The organism is Halosimplex halophilum, assembly GCF_004698125.1.
GTDB classification, from domain to species: domain Archaea; phylum Halobacteriota; class Halobacteria; order Halobacteriales; family Haloarculaceae; genus Halosimplex; species Halosimplex halophilum.
Genome location: NZ_ML214297.1, coordinates 526,627 through 544,673 on the forward strand (window position 1 = coordinate 526,627; position 18,047 = coordinate 544,673).

The window sequence follows — 18,047 nt, forward strand, 5'->3', positions numbered from 1 at the left end:
GCGGAACGACGGCGAGAGCGGGCGAGTCAGTCCTCCAGCGCGACCGACGCGAGCAGCGCTTCGAGCTGGATGCGCTCGTTGGCGCCGGTCGTGATCCGGTACTCGGTCTCGCCGATGCGGTCGAGCAGCCGGACCGCGGCCTCGTCCTCCAGGTCGAACTCCCACACCGAGCGGTGGAGCTGGTCGATCACGTCGCCGCCGGCGATGCCCTCCTCCGTGAGGAGGCGGTCGAGCGTCGAGCGGGCGGCCGTGAAGTCGCCCTCAAGCGCCCGGTCGACCATCTCCTTTATCTCCTCGGGCTTGGCCGTCGACGTGAGCGCGTAGACGGCCTCCTCGTCGACCACGCCGCCGGTCACGGAGGCGGCCTGCAGCGCGTTGATCGCCTTGCGCATGTCGCCGTCGGCCGCGTAGACCAGGGCGTCGAGCCCGTCCTCGGTGACCTCGATGCCCTCCTCTTCGGCGATGTGGCGCATCTCCTCGGCGACCGCCTCGTCGCTCAGCGGCGAGAAGCGGAAGACGGCACACCGGGACTGGATCGGGTCGATGATCTGGCTGGAGTAGTTACACGAGAGGATGAACCGGACGTTGTTCGAGAACTGCTCCATCGTCCGGCGGAGCGCTGATTGCGCGTCTGAGGTAAGTGCGTCCGCCTCGTCGAGGAAGATGATCCGGTAGTCGTAGCCGCCGAAGGACGTGCGCGCGAAGTTCTTGATGCGGTCGCGGACCACGTCGATCCCCCGCTCGTCGGAGGCGTTGAGTTCGAGGAAGTTCTCCCCCCAGTCGTCGCCGTAGAGTTCCCGGGCGATGGCCGTGGCCGAGGTCGTCTTGCCGATACCGGCCGGACCCGAGAAGAGCATGTGGCTCAGGTCGTTGCGGTCGACGTAGCTCTGGAGGCGTTCGACGATGTCCTCCTGCCCGACGATCTCGTCCAGGGTCTGCGGGCGGTACTTCTCGATCCATACCTCCTCGCGCCCCGCCCGCGACCCCGTCTCCTGGTCGGCCTCGCTCATGCCCGGAGGGAGGCGACGGCCGTCCGTAAACCTACCGAGTGGCACCCGCTCGACAGCGCGGGAGCGCCCCGCTGGCCGGGTGCGGCCGAAACTCCGTCGGTCCGACCGCGGACGACACGCTCAAGCCCGCGCGGACGGATCGACCGGTATGCGCGTCACCGTCGCCGTCGCCGGCGAGGACACCCGCCAGATCGAGGTCGACGACGGGGCGACCTACGGCGACCTGCTGGAGCCGCTGCCCTACGGCGCCCACGAGGTGTCCGTCCTCGTCGACGGCCGCCCCGTCCCCGAGGACGCCCCCGTCGAGGCCGACGAGGTGGAGGTCCTGCGGCTCGTCAAGGGCGGGTGACCGGCTGCGTCGCGGCCGGTGTCGGCGGGGGTAACCTTCCGGCGGGTCTCTCCCGGCGGTCCGCTCACCGCGGTCGCGGGAGACCCGAGACCGTCACGAGAGGTGTGCCGTCACGTCGGTCGAGGAGATCATCCCGACGTAGTCGTCTTCGACGACCGGGAGGTGCTTGATCCCGTACGTGGCCATCATCGCGGCGACCTCCTCCATGTAGAGGTCGGGGGTCGCCGTCTCCACGTCGGTCGTCATCACGTCGCTCACGCGGAGGGCGGAGACGTCATCTCCCCCGGCGACGGCGTCGAGCACGTCCGTACTACTGATTATCGCTCGCGGCGTGGTCGTCACAACCAGCGCGCTGATATCCGCGTCCCGCATCCGCTGGGCGGCCTCTCTCACCGTGGCGTCCTTCGAGATCGTCTCCAGCGGCGTGGACATCACGTCTCCGACGGTTACCCTGTCGTTCGATGGCATACAGCACAGGACGGGAGCGACGCTCAAGTGGTTTGCCCACGGTTCGACGGCTTACCCCGCCGGCGGGTCCACGTCGGCGACCTCGGACGCAGTCGTTTTGACCGGGGGGCGTCTATCGGCGGTCGATGAGTGGCTCTCAGCCGGCGCCGGCGTTCGAGTTGCCCAACGTCGGGGCCGGTCCCGACCCCTGTTCGCTGGCGACGCTTTCGGGCACCGAGTCGTTCGTCGTCCTCCTCTTTCACCACGACGACGAGTGCCACGACTGCCGCGCCCAGGCGAAGAAGGCCGGCGAGCGCTACGCCGCGCTGCGGGCCCGCGACGCCGTCGCCGTCTCCGTGCTCCCGCGGGACCGCGAGCGGGCCGAGGACTGGCAGGACCGCTTCGACCTCCCCCACCCGCTGCTGGTCGACCCCGACGGGACCGCCGGCGACGACTACGGCCAGCCCGTCCGGCTCCCGGTCTTCGCCGAACTCCCGATATTCGGGCGCCTGCCCGCAGTCGCCATCGTCGACGCCCGCGGCGCCGAACCCGAGGTCGCCTGGACCTACCGCGGCCGGTCCACGTGGGACCACCCCTCGATGACGACCGTGCTCGAAGGCCTCGACAGCGTCCGGGAGTGACTCCGGTGGTCCGGGACGTAGTGGTCCGGCCGGCGACCGCCGACGACCTGTCCGGCGTCCTCGGCGTCCTCGACGCCGGCGCACTCGAAACCGACGCCGAAGCGGTGCGGACAGGCATCCACCGCGGCGACGCGTTCGTCGCGGTCCGCGGATCGGCGTCGGGAGCGGGCGACGCCAGTGGGACCGTCCTCGGTGCGCTCGTGCTGGTCGACTGTGAGGGGCCGGCCGGCGCCGAGATCGACGCGGTGGCCGTCCGGCGGCGCCGCCGCGGCCAGGGGATCGGCCGTGCGCTGGTCGCGGCGGCCGCCGACCGCTACGACCGACTGGTCGCCGAGTTCGACGCCGGTGTGCGGCCGTTCTACGAGTCGCTGGGGTTCGAGATCGAACCCACCACGGGCGACGAACCCGACCGCTACCGGGGTGTACTGTGCGGCGCGATACCGCAAGAGGACGGTTGAACGGGTTTCTGCGACTCAGACCAGCGGCTCGACCAGTTCGCGACCGGCCGCGAGCAGCTCGTCGACCCGCTCCTGTGAACTCGCCTCGGCGTAGACCCGCAGTTTGGGCTCCGTGCCACTGGGACGCATCAGCAGCCAGGTGCCGTCGGCGAGGAAGGCCTTGAAGCCGTCGACGGTCGACACGTCCTCGACCGCCGAGCCGGCGAGCTCGTCGGGCAGCGCGTCCTCCAGGTCGCTGAGGACGGGTCCCTTGCGCTCGTCGGGGCAGTCGACGCTGACGCGGTCCTGGACGATGGCGCCGTGGCGCTCCAGCAGGGCGTCGACGCGGTCGTCGTAGGGTTCGGCGGCGGCGACGGCCGCCGCGAGGACGGCGACCCCGACGCCGTCCTTGTTGCGGACGTGGGTCGTGAGGCCGAACCCGCCGCTCTCCTCGCCGCCCATCAGGGCGTCGTGGTCGGCCATGGCCTGCGCGACCCACTTGAACCCGACCGCCGTCTCGTGGACGGACTGGCCGTGGGCCTCGGCGACGCGGTCGACGATGCTGCTGGTCGAGACCGTCCGGACCACGTCGCCGCTGGTCTCCTCGTCGCTCGTCCAGACCCCCTCGTCCAGCAGCGCCTCGTAGGTCGCGGCGAAGAAGAGGTTCGGGTCGAGGACGCCCCGGTCGGGCGTGACGACGGCGATCCGGTCGGCGTCGCCGTCGTTGGCGACCCCCAGGTCCGCGTCCGACTCGGCGACCCGGTCGGCCAGGTCGCCGAGGTGGGCGGCGGTGGGTTCGGGCGAGTCGCCGCCGAACTCGGGGTCGCGCTCGCAGCGCAATCGGTCCACGTCCGCGCCGGCCCGCTCCAGCAACAGGTCGGTGACGCCGCGGCCGCTGCCGTGCATCGCGTCGTAGACGACCGAGAGGCCCGACAGGTCGGCGTCGACGGCGTCGAGCACGCGGTCGGTGTACGGGCCGACGAGGTCGGCCTCCGCGACGCTGCCCCACTCCGATTCGGGGAGCGGGTCGGGCTCGGCGAGGCGGTCGGCGAGCGCGTCGGTGACCTCGGGGAGCGCGGGCGCGCCGCCGGCGGGGAGGAACTTCACGCCGTTGTACTCCGGCGGGTTGTGCGAGGCGGTCACCATCAGGCCGCCCGCGAGGTCGCGCTGGCGGACGGTCCAGGCGACGACCGGCGTCGGGCAGTCCCGGGGCGGGACGAGCACGTCGAAGCCGTTCGCGGCGAGGACGCGGGCGAGCTCCTCGGCGAACCCGCGGGAGGTATCGCGGGCGTCGTAGCCGACGGCGACGGTCCCGGCGCCGTCGGCGGCGTCAGGGTGCGCGTCGCCGTCTTCGCGGAGGTACGTCGCCACGGCCTGGCCGACCATGCGGACGCGCGGCTCGGTGAACTCGTCGAGCGTCGCGCGCCAGCCGTCGGTGCCGAACTCGATCGCGTCGGCGTCTGCGTCTGCGGTCATGCCCGGAAGCAGCGCTGCCGGGCGGAAAAAGGTGTGTGAGTGGCGTGCTACCACGCTCGGCGGCGGTCGAGCGCTTTCCGCTCGACGGCGGCTCACCGCGCGTCGTCGGCCAGCAGGCCGACCGGCAGGTCGACTGACTCGGGCACGCCGCCCTCGGCGACGAGGCGTTCCTTCGCGGCCCGGGAGCCGTCCTTGATCTCGTACTCCCGGGACATGGCGGCGGACTTCGAGTCGAACCCCTCGACGTGGACGAGCTCGACCGGCGTCCGGCCCCGGGTGTACTTCGCGCCCGCGCCGTCGTCGTGTTCACGGACGCGCCGCTGCACGTCGGTCGTGTAGCCGGTGTAAAGCGTGTCGTCGGCGCACCGCAGGACGTAGACGAAGTGGTCGGGGTCGGCGGTCCGCGGGTCGGTCATCGGGCTGTGCGGGGACTACACTTCGGGGGCGCGCTCTCTCGCGACTTCCGCGATGCCCGCGTTCGCCGAGCAGCTCGGACAGGCGTGAACCGCACCGGTCTCGTCGGCGAAGACGCGGGCGAACTGGTCGGAGACGTGCGCGCCGCAGTGATTACACGTTGGCATTCGTTTGTCCCGGCTGTCAACCGGTACCAGTCCCTTGACGCGCCCCGGATATAACGAGTGTACCAACGCTGTTTGGTGTCGTCCGTGTAACCGGGTGAGAGCCGTCTTACCGGCCGTCTCTCGGTCATCCGTCGCTCCGCGCGGCGTCGATGCGACGGGCGATCAGCCCCGCCTGCGCGCCGGCGGTGAACCCGGCGTCGACGTTGACGACCGAGAGGGCGGTACACGACTGGATCATCCCCGAGAGCGCGGCCTCGCCCTCCCCGGCGTGGCCGTAGCCCGTCGAGACGGGGAGCCCGATGATCGGCACGTCGACCAGCCCGGCCAGCACGGTCGGCAGTGCGCCCTCGCGACCGGCGGCGACGACGAGCACGTCCTGTTCGCGCAGGGTCTCCAGCGAGTCCACCACGCGCGCGAGCGAGGCGACGCCCACGTCGTCGACGCGTTCGACGGTGGCGCCCATCTCGCGGGCGATGGCGGCGGCCTCTCCCGCGGGGACGGCGTCGGAAGTCCCGGCCGTCACGACCCCGACGGCCGCGTCCAGGTCCGGTCGCTCGAACTCCGGGGTCGTCGCGACGACGACGCCCGACCGGCCGTCCGCCTCGACCGTCGCCTCGGGGTGGTCGGCACCCAGTACGTCTTCGACGGCCTCGGTGACCGCCTCGTCCGCGCGGGTCACGATCGTCCTGCCGGTCGTCTCGACGGAGGTCGAGGCCAGTGCCGCCACCTCCGCCGGCGTCTTGCCGTCCGCGAGCACCGCTTCGGGGACGCCGCTCCGGGTCGTCCGGGCGGCGTCGAACCGCCCGGCCTCGCCGGTGGCGTAGCCCGCGAGCTCCGCCTCGGCCTCGGCCGGCGAGAGCTCGCCCGCCGCGACCGCCTCGAGTAGTTCGCGCATACCCCCCATCTGCGTTCGATCCACTTGACCGTCCCCCTCTCCGGCCGTGACCGGCGGGTTCCCCGAACACCGTCCCGCCACAGTCTCAGCCGCGCCGGAGCGCGCGCGAGCGGTCCCACACCTTCGAACGGCCCAGTTTCCGCCCGTCTCGGCCGCGGTCGCCCCAAAAGATACTTAAACCCTCGTCGTTCGGAGGGCGCGACCGCGCCGGAGCGGCGCTCAGACCCCCGACAAAGCCGGCGAGACTGCGTCTAATTGGGAAAGTTTATAAACCATCCATTTGTTCAAGCGACTTGTATGGCAGACCTCATTGTCAAGAACTCGGTCAAGGAAGCGCTCGAAGACATGAACGTCTCCCGCGACTTTTACGACGCCCTCGACGAGGAAGTCGAGGAGCTGCTCGACGAGGCGCAGCGACGCGCCGAGGCCAACGACCGGAAGACGGTCCAGCCGCGCGACCTGTAAGGTCGACGGGAACAGCGTATTTTTATCGGCGTCAGGGCTCGAAGACGGTTACGTCAGTCTCCGTCCCGACGTAGACCTCGTCGGCGAAGTCGACGAACAGCCCGTGCTCCACGACGCCCGGCAGCGCCGACAGGTCCGCCGCCAGCCCGGCGGGGTCGGGCATCGCGCCGAACTCGCAGTCGAGGATCAGGTTGCCGTTGTCCGAGACGACGGGGCCGCTCTTGCGGTCGGCCCGCCTGAGTTCCGGCCGGCCGCCGAGCCGGCGGACGGCGTCGGCGACTGGCGAGCGGGCGTCCGGTAGCACTTCGACGGGCACCGGGTCGTCGAGCACGTCGACCTCCTTGGTGGGGTCGACGACGACGAGCAGCCGGTCGGCGGCGGCGTCGACCACCTTCTCGCGGGCGTGGGCGCCGCCCCCGCCCTTCACGAGGTCGGCGCCCGCGATCTGGTCGGCGCCGTCGATCGCCAGGTCGACGTCGCTCTCGTCGAGCGTCGTCAGCGGGATCCCCTCGTCGACGGCGATCTCCCTGGCCTGGAACGACGTGGGGACGCCCTCGATGTCGAGCCCGGCGTCGACCTCGCGGCCGAGCGCCCGGACGGCGTGGGCCGCGGTGCTGCCGCTCCCGAGTCCGACGACGGTGCCGTCTTCGACCGCTTCGGCCGCGCGCTCGCCCGCGCGGCGCTTGGCCGCCTCGCGCTCGCTCTGGTTCATACCCCACCCATCGCCGGGGGGCCGAAAAACGCTACCGACCGCGAACGGCCGGCGGTCGGTCCTCCCACTGCTCTCCCGGCCGGCGACGACGGTCAGCCGCTCCAGCCGCCGCGGAGGTCGCCACCGACCCGGTCGCGCCACGTCTCGAACTTCGCCTCGCACTCGGGGCGCTCGGCCGTGTGGTCGACGAAGCCCGCGCCCGGCGACGCGAGTCGTTCGCCGCAGAACGGACACCGCTCGGGGTCGTTCCAGGAGTCTGTCGCTGCCATACCCGGATCGACCCCGTCCCCGGACATAAGTTTTACCGGGAAATAATATAGGCACACAGGTTGATAATTAAACACCCTATTATTTACGTAGTCTCCGAGAGATTATCTCGGATCCGAGTCCCAGAACCTCGTGAACGATTCACAATACTCCCGCGAAGCGGTCACACAGTCCGCGACGTACGGCCTTATATTCTCAAGTCGGAATAATAGGAACGCTTAAACCGGAGAACGATCTGGACTCCGGTAATGGCAACGCAGCAGCACACGGCCGTCGGGGCGTATCGGTGTCCCGACTGCGACGGCGAGATCACGTTCGAACACCAGTCCTGGGAGTGCAGCGACTGCGGCCACGCGCCGCGCCACGGCGCCGACTGACGCCCGGGACGAGCAGTACGGCCACCCGCTCGCGCGGCGAGTCACTGGACACTGTCAGGCATCCACCCCTTTTCCGCCGACCGGCCGCCCAGCGACCGCGCCGACGGCCGAGTTTTTTGGTCCGACCCGCCGTCGCGTCGAGCATGTTCGGAACCAGCGGCATCCGGGGACCGGTCGGTGAGGACGTGACCGCGGAGCTAGCCCTCTCGGTCGGGCGGGCCGTCGGCGTCGGCGCCGACCGCGTCGTCGTCGGCCGCGACGCCCGCGAGAGCGGGCGGCTCCTGACGGACGCGCTGAGTGCCGGTCTCCGCGAATCCGGCGTCGACGTCGTCGACCTCGGCCTCGCCGCGACGCCCACGGTCGCCCGGAGCGTCGCCCGCGAGGACGCCGACGCCGGCGTCGCGGTCACCGCCTCGCACAACCCCGCGCCCGACAACGGTATCAAGCTCTGGCAGCCCTCCGGGCAGGCCTACGACGCCGACCTGCGCGCGGAGGTCGAGCGCCGACTCCGCGAGGACGCCGCCGACCTCGCGGCGTGGGACGAACTCGGCGACCGGGTCGACCGCGACACCGCCGACGGCCGCCACGTCGACGCCCTGGTCGACGCGGTCGACGTGCCGGAACCGCTGTCGGTCGTCGTCGACGTGGGCAACGGCGCGGGGGGCGTCACCGTCGACGCGCTCCAGCGGCTCGGTTGCGAGGTCGAGACGCTCAACGCCCAGCCCGACGGGTCCTTCCCCGGTCGGCCCAGCGAACCGACCGCCGAGAACTGCGAGTCGCTCGCCGCCCTCGTGGCGGAGACGGACGCGGACCTGGGGATCGCCCACGACGGCGACGCCGACCGGATGCGCTGTGTCGCCGCCGACGGTACGTATCTCTCGGGCGACGTGACCCTCGCGCTGCTGGCCCGCGAGGCGGCGAGCCCGGGCCAGCGCGTCGCCGCGCCCGTCGACACCAGTCTGGCCGTCGACGACCACCTCGCCGAAGTCGACGTGTCCGTCGAGCGTACGCAGGTGGGCGACGTGTACGTCGCCGAACGGGCGGGCGAGGGCGGCGTCGCCTTCGGCGGCGAGCCCAGCGGCGCCTGGATCTGGCCGGGGGAGACGCTCTGCCCGGACGGCCCGCTCGCCGCGTGCAAGGTCGCCGCGCTCGCCGCCGAGCGCCCGCTGGCCGACCGCCTCGCCGAGGTCGAGACCTACCCGATCCGCCGGGACTCCGTCGAGACCGCCGAGAAGGGCGCCGTCATGGAGCGGGTGACCGAGCGGGTCCTCGCGGAGTACGGCGACGTGACGACGCTGGACGGCGTCCGCGTCGACCTGGGCGACGCCTGGTTCCTCCTGCGGGCCAGCGGCACCCAGCCCCTGGTCCGGATCACCGCCGAGGCCCGCGACGCCGACCGCGCCGAGGCCGTCTTCGCCGAAGCGCGGGACCTGCTGGACGACGCCGTCGGGGCGTAGAACCCAGCCGTCGGCGCGTGAGCCGTCGGAACGTGGGACCCAGCCGTCGGAACGCGGGCCCGGCCGACGGCTGGAGCGGTGGCTCGGCGGGAGTTCGCTCGGCGGAGAACGGAACAGGAGAAGCGTCCTGGCAGCGTCCCGGGCGGGTCCCCCCGAACCCGCCAGGCCGCCTCCCCCCGATAGTTCACGACGATTCAGGACCCTAGCCGCGACGGGTCGAGCGCGCCTCGCGGACGTCGGCCCCGTCGCGGATCTTGTCCTCACACTGAGGACAGACGCGCGGCGACTCGACCCCGTTGGGCGTGAACACCCGTGCGTAGTCCGCCGTCACGAAGGAACCGCAGTTCTGGCATTCCGGCATACAGTACATCCCTTCGGGTACTGGACCTTAATGGTTGGTGATTTGGTAGTAGCACTCACACCCCGTCGAACCCGGGCGTGACGGCGTCAGCACCGATTCCCGAGGGCGGTCCTGGTGTAGAGGTCGGTCCGGACATCGAGAACGGGTTCGACTTTCTTTAGAACGGTCGGGCGGCGGTTGGGAACGGCGTTCGGTGCTTCGGTCGGAGCGGCGGCCGGGCACCACTGCGCCAGAGCGGTACGGTTATTACCGAGAGACGGCTGGAACCGGACAACCGGACGGTAGTTCCGGAGGTCTCCGAATGGACTGGGATTCACTCGAACTCACGCGCCCGCTGGCCGCCCGTCTCTGCGTGGTCGCCCTCGTCGCGGCACTGCTCGTGCCGTCGGGCGTCTCGGCGCTCACGCACGAACCCGTCGAACTCCAGAAGGGCGCCATCGACGAGGCCGCCAACGGCACAACCGTCATCGCCGTCCAGGGGTTCAAGGGCCGCGGACAGAACAGCTCCAAGAAGCCCGCGCGGCTCGTCGGCGTCGGTCCCGAGGGCGACCTCGAGTGGAACTACGAGCCCAAGGAGGACGTGACGTGGTTCTACGACGTGGACCCGCTGGACGACGGCACGCTGCTGGTCGTCGGCGCCCGCACCGACGGCACGACCGTCTTCAAGTACGACCCCGACACGAACAGCCGCGTCTGGACGGAGCGGCTCGACATCCACGACACCCACGACGTGGACCTGATCAACGGCGATCAGCTGCTGATCGCCAACATGCGCAACTACAACGAGACGACCGGGACGAACAACGACCGCATCTTCGTCTACAACCGGACGACCGGCGAGACGGAGTGGGAGTACCGCTTCGAGCGCATCTACGACCGCGGGGACGGCGGCAGCTACACCGGCGACTGGACCCACGTCAACGACGTGGACAAGATCGGCGAGGGCCGGTACATGGCCTCGCCGCGCAACATGGACGAGGTGGTCGTGATCAACCGCTCGACCAAGGAGGTCGAGCTGTCGCTCGGCGCCCCCGGCGACCACAGCGTCATCTACGAGCAGCACAACCCCAACTACATCGAGAGCGAGGACGGGACCCCGACCGTCGTCGTCGCCGACAGCGAGAACGACCGCGTCGTCGAGTACGAGTACGCGGGCGGCGAGGGTCGCAACGCCACCTGGGAGCGCACCTGGAACCTCGGGGTCGACGGCAACCTGAACTGGCCCCGCGACGCCGACCGCCTCCCCAACGGCAACACGCTCGTCACCGACTCGCTCAACCACCGCGTCATGGAGGTCACCCCCGAGGGCGAAGTGGTCTGGGAGTACTACGCCCCCTGGGGCACCTACGAGGCCGAGCGAATGCATCTCGGCGACGAACCCGGCGGCCCCACCATCGCCGACCAGGACGCCGAGGGCGCCTACGCCCTGAACGGTAGCGCCGCGCTCACCCCCGGCGCGACCGAACGGGCCACCTTCGCCTCGTGGCTCCGCAACACGTTCGCGGGCACGCCCATCTCGGGACAGGTCGACTCGTTCGCCGAGCGGTGGGCCCACGTCGCCCCCTGGGTCCGCCCCGTCTGGATGGACCCGTGGGCGTTCGTCGCCTTCCTCGGCGCCGCCGTCGTCACCCTCGGCTGGACCGGCGCCGAGGCGGTCTACCACCGCCGCTGGATCGGCGGCCGCCTCCGCGCCGGCTACGAGCGCCTGCGCCCCTCGGACGGCGCCGACTCGACCCGCTCGGACGACTGACCGCGCCGGACCCCCGGAAAGTATTTGTCGACGCGCCGAACGTAATCCGCCGTGACGGAGATCGGACGGCGCTGCGCCCTCTGTGTCCTCGGAAGCGCACTGGTCGGCGGTTGCGTGACGGACTTCGGGTCCCCGGACGCCCCTCCAACGCGGACGCGGGAGCCGCTCGAATGGACCGTCGAGGACGGCCCGGCCGACGTGACCGCCGACCCCGACGAGCGCCCGGCACCGGGCTCGTGGCCGATGGCCGGCTACGACGCCGCCGGGACCGCGGCGGCGCCGGTCGAGAACGCGCCCGAGGGGGTCCCGCTCGAACGGACGTGGTCGGAGTCGACCGGTCAGAACGGCCCGACGGCGCCGGTCGTCGCCGACGGGACGCTCCTCGTGGTGACCACCCACCACGACGCGGCGCTGTCCGCGTTCGACCCGGCGGACGGCGCCGAGCGGTGGTCCGCGACGTACGACGACGTCAGCCACGTGACGCCCGCGATCGGCGACGGGGCCGGGTTCGCCCCCTGGGAGAACGACGGGACCGGCTCGTACCTCGGCGCGGTGGGCCTCTCCGACAGCGAGCGCAGATGGCGCCGGACGCTCTCGGCCTCGGTGTCGGCGTCCCCGGTGATCGCGGGCGACACCGTCTTCACCGGCCACGAGTTCGACCCGGCCGTCCTCGCGGTGGACGCCCGATCGGGCGAGCTCGGCGTTCGACTCGCGCTCTCGGATCCGGGTACCGCGGTCCGGTGCGTCGCGGTGGCCGACGGTCGCGCGTACGTCGGCGCGAACGGGTCGAACAGCGACTACCCGAACCTCGGGTGGGTCCTGGCGCTCGATCCGGACGCGGGAGCGGTCGAGTGGGTCTACCCGGGCGCGCCGGTCCGGGACCTCGCGGTCAGCGACGGGACCGTCTACGCGGCCACCGAGGCCGGCATCACCGCGCTCGACGCGGACGGCGGCGAAACGGTGTGGACGGCCCACAGCGAGGAAACCATCGACAGCGCGGACTCGGTCGCCGTCACCGATGACGTGGTCGTCGGGGGGACGCACGAACGGGTCGCCGCGTTCGACGCGCCCTCCGGCGATCGGCGGTGGGCCGCCCCCGTCGGCGGGCGGAACGTGCTCGCGTGCGCCGGCGACACGGTCTTCGCGGCCGGTCTCGTGGCGAACGAGGACTCGTGGGTGCTCGCGACCTTCGCGACCGACGACGGGACCGAGCGGTCGCGGCGGGCCCTCGACGCGGAGCCGACCGGCGGAACCGTCGCCGCCGGGTCCGTCTTCGTCGTGACCGAGTACGGGACGCTCCACCGCTTCGGAGCCGGCTGAGGACCGGGCCCGGAGCACGGTCCGAAACCGCGGCAGAGCGGTACGCAGTGGCGCCCGCCTCAGAAGTCGGCGTCGACGGAGCCGTCCTCGGAGAGGTCGACCACGCCGTCGAACCGCGCGCGGAAGTCCTCCAGTTCCGCGTCGTCGTGGACGCCCTTCGCGAGATGGAACAGGCCGACGGCGTCGTGCTCGTCCAGGAGTTCGAGGATGGCGTCGACGGCCTCGGCGGCCCGCTCGGCGTCGGAGTAGTACACCATCTCCGTCACCGAGTCGAGACTGACCCGGCGCTTGCCCTCGGTCGATTCGAGGAAGGCGCGCGTCTCCTCGACGATCCCCTCGAGGTCGTCCGGCGCGGAGACGTACTTGACGTTCTCGGACTGGCGGCGGGTGTAGCCCCGCTCGACCGACAGCGCGTCGAGGATCGTCGCCCGCTCCTCGTCGACCTCGTAGTGTTCGAGCTTCTGGCGCACCTCGCGGGCGGTGGTCCGCGTCGAGATGACCAGCATCTCGTCGGTGTCCGTGCTCAGAAACTCCGTGTCGATGCGGTCGGTCTCGCCCGTGCTCGGATGCAGCAGGAGGATGCCCGTCCCGCCGGGTACCGTGTCCGGCGCCGACTCGATGGCGAGCTGGTAATCCATGTACACGGGAGCGGCCGGAACCGCCTTAAGATTGGCCTTCCGCCCCATCGGTCTGCCGCCCGTGGTTTCCCGGTCGCTGCGTTCTCTGTGGGCGCCGGGACGAGAGACACGAGCGAAAACGGTCAGTGCCGGAGATGTTGACTGTCCAGTACGGGCGGTAGCGGTTGCGGTGAGCGGTCGCGGTGCGGTCGGCGTGCGCTGTCGAGCGTGCCCGCCGCCTGGCGGGCCGCTCGAAATAGCCGCGCGAGGTCTTCGTGAACTGTGTGAACGAAGGCTCGCCGGAGCGTGCTCCGACGGTGGATGAGCGACGCCAGGAGCGAATCGACTTGCACATCGAACCGAACGCCCCCAGCGAAGACCCGGTTCTCATGTGCGTGGCGCCGCACGTGACGGTATGGACAGCGGTCGCGCGAAGGGGTTCGTCGCCCTCGCCTTCGGCCTCGGCGTCGCCGTGCTCTGGGCGGCGGTCGCGGGAGTCGTGCCCCCGAGCGGGGGCGTCGCCGCGGTGGTCTTGTTCGGGACGGCGCTGGGGGTCGCCACGGGGCCGGTCGCGCGGGCGGAGCGGCGCCTGGCATCGGGGCTCGCCGCTGGACTGGCCGCGCTCGTCGCGGCCGTCGCCGTCGAACCGCTGGCCGGCGTTCCGCTGCCCGACATCGGCGTCCTCGGTCCGTACACCTACCTCGCGACCGAACTCGTGTTCGGGTCGCTCGCGCTGGGGCTGCTCGTCCGCGCGGGCCGGGCGGCGCTACGGCGCGCGGCCGTGACCGTCGCCGTCGTCTACCCGCTGGCGTACGTCTGGGACTGGTACACGCTGGCGGTCGGGGTGTTCGCCATCCCGCTGCGGACCGGCGTCGAGTTCGTCGGGATCCCGGTCGAGGAACACCTGTTCATGCTCGTCGTCCCGGCGCTGGTGCTGGGGATCCACGAGACGCTCCACGACCGGTCGGAGTGACGGGGCGGACCGTCGGGGCGCTTCGACGGAGACCGAGACCCGCCGCTCAGACGAGGTTGTCGTCGTCGAAGACGAACGCCGAGACGTGGGAGGCGAGCCGCCGGGCGTCGTCCTCCGTCTCGGCGTGGAGTTCGCCGGCGACGTGGCCCGTCTCGCCGCCGACCCCCTCCGTCTGGGAGTCGGGGTCGACGCGGACGGAGTAGGAGCGCAGCGAGCGGACGTGCTCGCGGAGCCGCCTGAGCGCCCGCTCGGAGAGCTGGCCGTCGAGGTGCTGGAGGTCGTAGCGGACCACGTAGCCGCGCTCGCCTTCGCGGACGGCGACGACGGGGAGCCCGCGGTCGGCGCAGCGGTCCCACAGCGACCGCCCCTCCGCCTTGGTCTCGTAGGTCGGCACGTTCGACGGCGCCAGTTGGTCCATCGCCCGGAGGTAGGGCCGCGAGACGTTTCTACGTTCCGCAGGCGAATGTCGGCCCGAGTGTCAGACCGGTTACTTCAACGGCGTTCAGGGAAACGTCAAGTCCGCGCCGTCCGACGGACCGACCGTGCGCGTCGACCTGTCGGACCCGCGGGCGCTGATCCGCCGCTACTACCTCTTCCAGGCGCTGGCGGCGGTCGGGTTCGTCTCCCCGGTCTTCGCGCTGTTCGTCCTCCGCGATCTGACGTACCCGCAGTACGGGACGCTGAGCGCGGTCTACTCGCTGGTGCTGGTCGGTGGCGAGATCCCGACCGGGTACGTCGGCGACCGCGCTGGCCGCCGGGACACGCTCGTCGCGAGCAAGATCGCGATGGCCGCCTCGCTGCTCGGGTTCCTCCTCGTGGATTCGTTCGCCTCCTACCTCGTCGTCTACGTGCTCTGGGGGGCCGGGGTCGCCCTGTCGTCTGGGACGGGCGGCGCCTGGCTCTACGAGGTGCTCGAATCGACCGTCGGCGAGGAACAGTTCACGACCGTCCGCGGCCGCGGCCAGTCGATCGCCCGCTGGAGTTCCGCGGTGACGACCGTCGTCGGCGCCGTCCTCTACGGGGCCGACCCCCGGGCGCCGTTCCTCGCGGCGGGCGCGCTCATGCTCGTCGGTGCGGGCGTGGTCGCCACGCTCCCCCGCACGGAGCAGTTCGAGGCCGGCGAGACGGCCGGCCCGTCGGTCCGCGACGCGCTCCCGCTGCTGCGCGACCGCCTCGCCCGCCCGCCGCTGCGGTCGTTCGTCGCCTTCGCCGCGCTCGTCTTCGGCGCCGTCGGCGCCGGCAACCAGTACGTCCAGCCGATCGCCGTCGCGGTCGTCGAGGGGGTCGACTTCGCAGCGCTCCCGGTCGTCGGCGGCGTCGTGGGGACGGTCGGGACCGCATCGCTCCCGGTCGATGTTCCGGTGTCGGCGGCGACCGGACTGGGACCGCTGTACGCGAGTTTCGCCCTCGTCGCGGGCGTCGTCAGCTACTACGCGGGGCCGATCGAGGCGCGGTTCGGCCTCTCGCGCGTCCTCGCGGGGGCCGCGGTCGTCCTCGTCGCCGCGACGCTGGTCCCGCTCGCGGTCCCGCTGGCGGCGTTCGCGACGTTCTACCTGCTCCGTGCGGTCCACTACCTGCTCCGCCCGATGGTCGAGGGCCACGTCAACGACCGGGTCGAGAGCGTCGGACGGGCGACGGTGCTGTCGGCCGTCTCGATGGTCGTCGGCCTCGCGCGGACGCCGTTCGTCGTCCTCGCCGGCGTCGCGGCGGGCGCTCGCGGGCCGGTCGCCGCCTACGGCGCGCTCGGCGCGTTGCTGGTCGTGACGGCCGTCCCGCTCGTCCTCCTGGGCTCGCCGTTCCCCGACGAGGACGCGGCGGCCGCAGGTGACGACGAGGAAACCGACGGCGGCGCGCCGAACTGATACGGATTATTGCAAGTCATTCCGGGATCGACCGCATGCAGTCGTGCGGTTGACCCGGGAAACGCTTGCAATAATCCGTATGAATCAGGCCACCGCGTCGTAGGCGTCGTCCATGACCTCCAGGGCCTCCTTCAGCGTCTCGACGTTGACGGCGTAGGAGATGCGGGCGTAGCCCTCGCCGTGCTCGCCGAAGGCGTCGCCGGGGACGACGACGACCCCGCGGTCGATCACCTCGTCGACGAACCCCTCCGGTACTTTGGGCATCGCGTAGAACGCGCCCTTCGGCGTCGGACACTCCAGCCCGATGTCCGCGAGGCCGTCGAGCAGCACGTCGCGGCGCTGTTCGAAGGCCTCGACCATCTCGTCGACGGGGTCCTGCGGGCCGGTCAGCGCGGCCTCGCCGGCGTGCTGGGCGGCGGCGGTCGCGCAGGCCTGGCCGTACTGGTGGACGCGCAGCATCCGTTCGATCCGGCGGTTCGAGCCGGTGACCCAGCCCAGCCGCCAGCCCGTCATCGAGTAGGTCTTCGAGCAAGCGCTCACGGCGACGACGTTGTCCGTCTCGGCGAACTCCAGCGGCGAGCGGTGCTCGCCCTCGAAGACGATGTGCTCGTAGACCTCGTCGGAGATGCAGAGCACGTCGTGCTCGTCGGCGATCCGGGCGAACTCGCGCATGTCCTCGGGCGACTGGACTGCGCCGGTGGGGTTGGCGGGACTGTTGACGACGAAGGCGGCGGTGTCGTCGGTGATCGCCTCCTCGACCGTTTCGGGAGCCATCGTCAGGTCGTCGCGCAGCGGGACCGGCTTCGGCTCGCCGCCGGCGATGTGCGTCAGCGCCTCGTAGGAGACGAACCCGGGGTCGGGGAAGACCACTTCCTCGCCGGGGTCGACGTGGGCCTCCAGCGCGATGTGCAGCGCCTCGCTCCCGCCGGCGGTGGCGATGACGTCATTCGGGTCCACGTCGATGCCGCGGTCCTCGGCGTAGCGGCCCGCGATGGCTTCCCGCAGCGACTCGGTGCCCTTGTTGGAGGTGTACTCGTCGGCCTCCCCCGCGCGGATGGCCTCGATGGCGCCCTCGCGGGCGTGCTCGGGCGTCGGGAAGTCCGGCTGGCCCAGGCCGAGGTTGATCGCGTCCTCGCCGGCGGCCTCGAAGACCTCGCGAATGCCGCTGATCGACACCTGCTCGACGCGTCGAGAGAACTCCGTCATACTCCCACGGCGGGCGCGCTCCCCGATAACTGTTGAGGGTCCCGCCGTCGCGGCCGCCGGTGGGCGCGCGGCCGCCGCCACCGGCGACCGGCGCACCGCGGAGAACCGATCAACCATCGAAACATTCCCACGCGGAAACCGGAATTCCGGGTATCAGCAGGTTTATCCGCGTTCTGTCGCAACGAGCGGCGTATGCACACACGGCAGACACTCCCGACGCTGGCGGTCCTCGTCCTGACGGTGACGGCGGGCTGTGGGTTCATCACCGGCCAGAGCGCGCTGGCGTTCAGCGCCTCGCCGGCGACCGCGAGCGACGCCGCGCTCTCGGAGACGGGCTACGAGGAGCGGGCCGTCACGAACGCGACGGTCACGCGCAACTTCAGCGCCGCCGGCCAGACCCGGCAGGTCGAGGTGACCAACCGGCAGGCGCGCTACGAGCGGGCGGTCGACCTCGGCCCGCTGGGCTCCCAGCGGGCGGCCGTGTTCGTCACCTTCGCCAGCCCGGAGGTGGAGGTGGCCACCCGGACGTTCAACCCCATCTCCGACATGTCCACCCGCGAGGTGCTCCGGCAGTTCGAGTCCCAGTACGAGGGCCTGAGCGTGGGCGACCACGTCGAGAACCGCAGCGTGCGCGCGCTCGGGAGCCAGCGCACCCTCGAACAGTTCGAGGGGACCGCGACGCTCTCCGGGAGCGAGGTCGACGTGTACGTCCACGCCGCGAAGTTCAGACACGAGGGCGACTACGTCGTCGCCGTCGGCATCTACCCCCAGCGACTCGACGGCGAGGCCGAGAACGTCGTCACCCTCACCGAGGGCCTCGAACACGACGGCGAGGACTGACCGA

The 18,047-nt window shown here is 71.4% G+C and carries 23 protein-coding genes; 11 read left to right on the forward strand and 12 right to left on the reverse strand.

Going from position 1 to position 18,047, the window contains the following annotated elements:
* Positions 1-26 precede the first annotated feature (26 nt).
* The gene (locus E3328_RS02750; protein ID WP_135363092.1) at positions 27-1,010 is read right to left on the reverse strand and encodes a replication factor C small subunit; all 984 of its coding nucleotides are present in this window, start codon (positions 1,008-1,010) and stop codon (positions 27-29) included.
* 148 nt (positions 1,011-1,158) lie between these two features.
* On the opposite strand from E3328_RS02750, the gene samp2 reads away from it, so the two are divergent.
* The gene (gene samp2, locus E3328_RS02755; protein ID WP_135363093.1) at positions 1,159-1,359 is read left to right on the forward strand and encodes a ubiquitin-like small modifier protein SAMP2; all 201 of its coding nucleotides are present in this window, start codon (positions 1,159-1,161) and stop codon (positions 1,357-1,359) included.
* Between the two features lie 93 nt (positions 1,360-1,452).
* Here the strand turns inward: samp2 and E3328_RS02760 are convergent, their stop codons facing one another.
* Entirely contained in the window at positions 1,453-1,827 is a 375-nt protein-coding gene (locus E3328_RS02760; protein ID WP_135363094.1) for a CBS domain-containing protein, read from the reverse strand.
* 125 nt (positions 1,828-1,952) lie between these two features.
* Between E3328_RS02760 and E3328_RS02765 the strand changes: the two genes are divergently transcribed.
* Positions 1,953-2,447, forward strand: a complete 495-nt coding sequence (locus tag E3328_RS02765; RefSeq protein ID WP_135363095.1) for a redoxin domain-containing protein — start codon at positions 1,953-1,955, stop codon at positions 2,445-2,447.
* Positions 2,448-2,452: 5 nt separating this feature from the next.
* Entirely contained in the window at positions 2,453-2,905 is a 453-nt protein-coding gene (locus E3328_RS02770; protein WP_135363096.1) for a GNAT family N-acetyltransferase, read from the forward strand.
* A gap of 15 nt (positions 2,906-2,920) precedes the next feature.
* Here E3328_RS02770 and E3328_RS02775 read toward each other — a convergent pair whose 3' ends face one another.
* From E3328_RS02775 to larB, 4 genes are all read right to left on the reverse strand, one after another.
* Positions 2,921-4,360 (reverse strand): phosphoglucomutase/phosphomannomutase family protein, encoded by a 1,440-nt coding sequence (locus E3328_RS02775; protein ID WP_135363097.1) that lies wholly within the window; start codon positions 4,358-4,360, stop codon positions 2,921-2,923.
* A gap of 92 nt (positions 4,361-4,452) precedes the next feature.
* On the reverse strand, positions 4,453-4,776 hold the full coding sequence (locus E3328_RS02780; RefSeq protein ID WP_135363098.1) for a GIY-YIG nuclease family protein: 324 nt from the start codon (positions 4,774-4,776) through the stop codon (positions 4,453-4,455).
* Positions 4,777-4,791: 15 nt separating this feature from the next.
* A complete protein-coding gene (locus tag E3328_RS22885; RefSeq protein WP_449404978.1) occupies positions 4,792-4,941 on the reverse strand; it encodes a DUF7563 family protein in 150 nt (49 codons plus the stop codon).
* A gap of 124 nt (positions 4,942-5,065) precedes the next feature.
* On the reverse strand, positions 5,066-5,836 hold the full coding sequence (gene larB, locus E3328_RS02785; protein ID WP_135363099.1) for a nickel pincer cofactor biosynthesis protein LarB: 771 nt from the start codon (positions 5,834-5,836) through the stop codon (positions 5,066-5,068).
* A 297-nt stretch (positions 5,837-6,133) separates the two neighbouring features.
* On the opposite strand from larB, the gene E3328_RS02790 reads away from it, so the two are divergent.
* Positions 6,134-6,301, forward strand: a complete 168-nt coding sequence (locus E3328_RS02790) for a DUF1931 family protein (protein ID WP_006883199.1) — start codon at positions 6,134-6,136, stop codon at positions 6,299-6,301.
* Between the two features lie 31 nt (positions 6,302-6,332).
* On the opposite strand, the gene rpiA is transcribed toward E3328_RS02790, so the two are convergent.
* Both rpiA and E3328_RS21710 read right to left on the reverse strand, forming a co-directional pair.
* A complete protein-coding gene (gene rpiA / locus E3328_RS02795) occupies positions 6,333-7,013 on the reverse strand; it encodes a ribose-5-phosphate isomerase RpiA (RefSeq protein ID WP_135363100.1) in 681 nt (226 codons plus the stop codon).
* A 92-nt stretch (positions 7,014-7,105) separates the two neighbouring features.
* Complete coding sequence (locus tag E3328_RS21710) at positions 7,106-7,282, reverse strand: DUF7501 family protein (protein ID WP_167837277.1); 177 nt, start codon at positions 7,280-7,282, stop codon at positions 7,106-7,108.
* 246 nt (positions 7,283-7,528) lie between these two features.
* Between E3328_RS21710 and E3328_RS22680 the strand changes: the two genes are divergently transcribed.
* A complete protein-coding gene (locus E3328_RS22680) occupies positions 7,529-7,657 on the forward strand; it encodes a hypothetical protein (protein WP_281275752.1) in 129 nt (42 codons plus the stop codon).
* A 143-nt stretch (positions 7,658-7,800) separates the two neighbouring features.
* Positions 7,801-9,114: a phosphoglucosamine mutase gene (glmM, locus tag E3328_RS02800; protein ID WP_135363101.1), complete on the forward strand. Its 1,314-nt coding sequence runs from the start codon at positions 7,801-7,803 to the stop codon at positions 9,112-9,114.
* 202 nt (positions 9,115-9,316) lie between these two features.
* Here glmM and E3328_RS21715 read toward each other — a convergent pair whose 3' ends face one another.
* A complete protein-coding gene (locus E3328_RS21715; RefSeq protein WP_006883194.1) occupies positions 9,317-9,475 on the reverse strand; it encodes a DUF7563 family protein in 159 nt (52 codons plus the stop codon).
* 301 nt (positions 9,476-9,776) lie between these two features.
* On the opposite strand from E3328_RS21715, the gene E3328_RS02805 reads away from it, so the two are divergent.
* Together E3328_RS02805 and E3328_RS02810 are read left to right on the forward strand one after the other, a co-directional pair.
* On the forward strand, positions 9,777-11,225 hold the full coding sequence (locus tag E3328_RS02805; RefSeq protein ID WP_135363102.1) for an aryl-sulfate sulfotransferase: 1,449 nt from the start codon (positions 9,777-9,779) through the stop codon (positions 11,223-11,225).
* 51 nt (positions 11,226-11,276) lie between these two features.
* On the forward strand, positions 11,277-12,545 hold the full coding sequence (locus tag E3328_RS02810) for an outer membrane protein assembly factor BamB family protein (protein WP_135363103.1): 1,269 nt from the start codon (positions 11,277-11,279) through the stop codon (positions 12,543-12,545).
* Positions 12,546-12,604: 59 nt separating this feature from the next.
* On the opposite strand, the gene E3328_RS02815 is transcribed toward E3328_RS02810, so the two are convergent.
* Positions 12,605-13,183 carry a DUF7090 family protein gene (locus tag E3328_RS02815; protein ID WP_135363104.1) on the reverse strand — a complete coding sequence of 193 codons (579 nt, stop codon included), beginning with the start codon at positions 13,181-13,183 and terminating at the stop codon, positions 12,605-12,607.
* Positions 13,184-13,577: 394 nt separating this feature from the next.
* Here E3328_RS02815 and E3328_RS22830 point away from each other — a divergent pair, with 394 nt between their 5' ends.
* Positions 13,578-14,135 (forward strand): lycopene cyclase domain-containing protein, encoded by a 558-nt coding sequence (locus E3328_RS22830; RefSeq protein ID WP_135363105.1) that lies wholly within the window; start codon positions 13,578-13,580, stop codon positions 14,133-14,135.
* Between the two features lie 46 nt (positions 14,136-14,181).
* On the opposite strand, the gene E3328_RS02825 is transcribed toward E3328_RS22830, so the two are convergent.
* Positions 14,182-14,553, reverse strand: coding sequence for a hypothetical protein (locus E3328_RS02825; protein WP_135363106.1), 372 nt, complete (start codon positions 14,551-14,553; stop codon positions 14,182-14,184).
* Between the two features lie 124 nt (positions 14,554-14,677).
* Between E3328_RS02825 and E3328_RS02830 the strand changes: the two genes are divergently transcribed.
* On the forward strand, positions 14,678-15,997 hold the full coding sequence (locus tag E3328_RS02830; RefSeq protein ID WP_135363107.1) for an MFS transporter: 1,320 nt from the start codon (positions 14,678-14,680) through the stop codon (positions 15,995-15,997).
* Positions 15,998-16,081: 84 nt separating this feature from the next.
* On the opposite strand, the gene E3328_RS02835 is transcribed toward E3328_RS02830, so the two are convergent.
* The gene (locus E3328_RS02835) at positions 16,082-17,203 is read right to left on the reverse strand and encodes a pyridoxal phosphate-dependent aminotransferase (RefSeq protein WP_135363108.1); all 1,122 of its coding nucleotides are present in this window, start codon (positions 17,201-17,203) and stop codon (positions 16,082-16,084) included.
* A gap of 192 nt (positions 17,204-17,395) precedes the next feature.
* Here E3328_RS02835 and E3328_RS02840 point away from each other — a divergent pair, with 192 nt between their 5' ends.
* On the forward strand, positions 17,396-18,043 hold the full coding sequence (locus E3328_RS02840; protein ID WP_135363109.1) for a DUF6517 family protein: 648 nt from the start codon (positions 17,396-17,398) through the stop codon (positions 18,041-18,043).
* Positions 18,044-18,047: the final 4 nt, after the last annotated feature.

What these genes read in the sequence shown, in the direction of transcription:
- samp2 (WP_135363093.1), top strand. Translation starts at nt 1,159, where the DNA reads ATGCGCGTCACCGTCGCCGTCGCCGGCGAGGACACCCGCCAGATCGAG.
- E3328_RS02805 (WP_135363102.1), top strand. Translation starts at nt 9,777, where the DNA reads ATGGACTGGGATTCACTCGAACTCACGCGCCCGCTGGCCGCCCGTCTC.
- E3328_RS02835 (WP_135363108.1), bottom strand. Translation starts at nt 17,203, where the DNA reads ATGACGGAGTTCTCTCGACGCGTCGAGCAGGTGTCGATCAGCGGCATT.
- E3328_RS02775 (WP_135363097.1), bottom strand. Translation starts at nt 4,360, where the DNA reads ATGACCGCAGACGCAGACGCCGACGCGATCGAGTTCGGCACCGACGGC.
- rpiA (WP_135363100.1), bottom strand. Translation starts at nt 7,013, where the DNA reads ATGAACCAGAGCGAGCGCGAGGCGGCCAAGCGCCGCGCGGGCGAGCGC.
- E3328_RS02815 (WP_135363104.1), bottom strand. Translation starts at nt 13,183, where the DNA reads ATGGATTACCAGCTCGCCATCGAGTCGGCGCCGGACACGGTACCCGGC.
- E3328_RS02825 (WP_135363106.1), bottom strand. Translation starts at nt 14,553, where the DNA reads ATGGACCAACTGGCGCCGTCGAACGTGCCGACCTACGAGACCAAGGCG.
- E3328_RS02750 (WP_135363092.1), bottom strand. Translation starts at nt 1,010, where the DNA reads ATGAGCGAGGCCGACCAGGAGACGGGGTCGCGGGCGGGGCGCGAGGAG.
- E3328_RS22680 (WP_281275752.1), top strand. Translation starts at nt 7,529, where the DNA reads ATGGCAACGCAGCAGCACACGGCCGTCGGGGCGTATCGGTGTCCCGAC.
- glmM (WP_135363101.1), top strand. Translation starts at nt 7,801, where the DNA reads ATGTTCGGAACCAGCGGCATCCGGGGACCGGTCGGTGAGGACGTGACC.
- E3328_RS22885 (WP_449404978.1), bottom strand. Translation starts at nt 4,941, where the DNA reads ATGCCAACGTGTAATCACTGCGGCGCGCACGTCTCCGACCAGTTCGCC.
- larB (WP_135363099.1), bottom strand. Translation starts at nt 5,836, where the DNA reads ATGCGCGAACTACTCGAGGCGGTCGCGGCGGGCGAGCTCTCGCCGGCC.
- E3328_RS21710 (WP_167837277.1), bottom strand. Translation starts at nt 7,282, where the DNA reads ATGGCAGCGACAGACTCCTGGAACGACCCCGAGCGGTGTCCGTTCTGC.
- E3328_RS02765 (WP_135363095.1), top strand. Translation starts at nt 1,953, where the DNA reads ATGAGTGGCTCTCAGCCGGCGCCGGCGTTCGAGTTGCCCAACGTCGGG.
- E3328_RS02840 (WP_135363109.1), top strand. Translation starts at nt 17,396, where the DNA reads ATGCACACACGGCAGACACTCCCGACGCTGGCGGTCCTCGTCCTGACG.
- E3328_RS02760 (WP_135363094.1), bottom strand. Translation starts at nt 1,827, where the DNA reads ATGCCATCGAACGACAGGGTAACCGTCGGAGACGTGATGTCCACGCCG.
- E3328_RS22830 (WP_135363105.1), top strand. Translation starts at nt 13,578, where the DNA reads ATGGACAGCGGTCGCGCGAAGGGGTTCGTCGCCCTCGCCTTCGGCCTC.
- E3328_RS02790 (WP_006883199.1), top strand. Translation starts at nt 6,134, where the DNA reads ATGGCAGACCTCATTGTCAAGAACTCGGTCAAGGAAGCGCTCGAAGAC.
- E3328_RS21715 (WP_006883194.1), bottom strand. Translation starts at nt 9,475, where the DNA reads ATGCCGGAATGCCAGAACTGCGGTTCCTTCGTGACGGCGGACTACGCA.
- E3328_RS02780 (WP_135363098.1), bottom strand. Translation starts at nt 4,776, where the DNA reads ATGACCGACCCGCGGACCGCCGACCCCGACCACTTCGTCTACGTCCTG.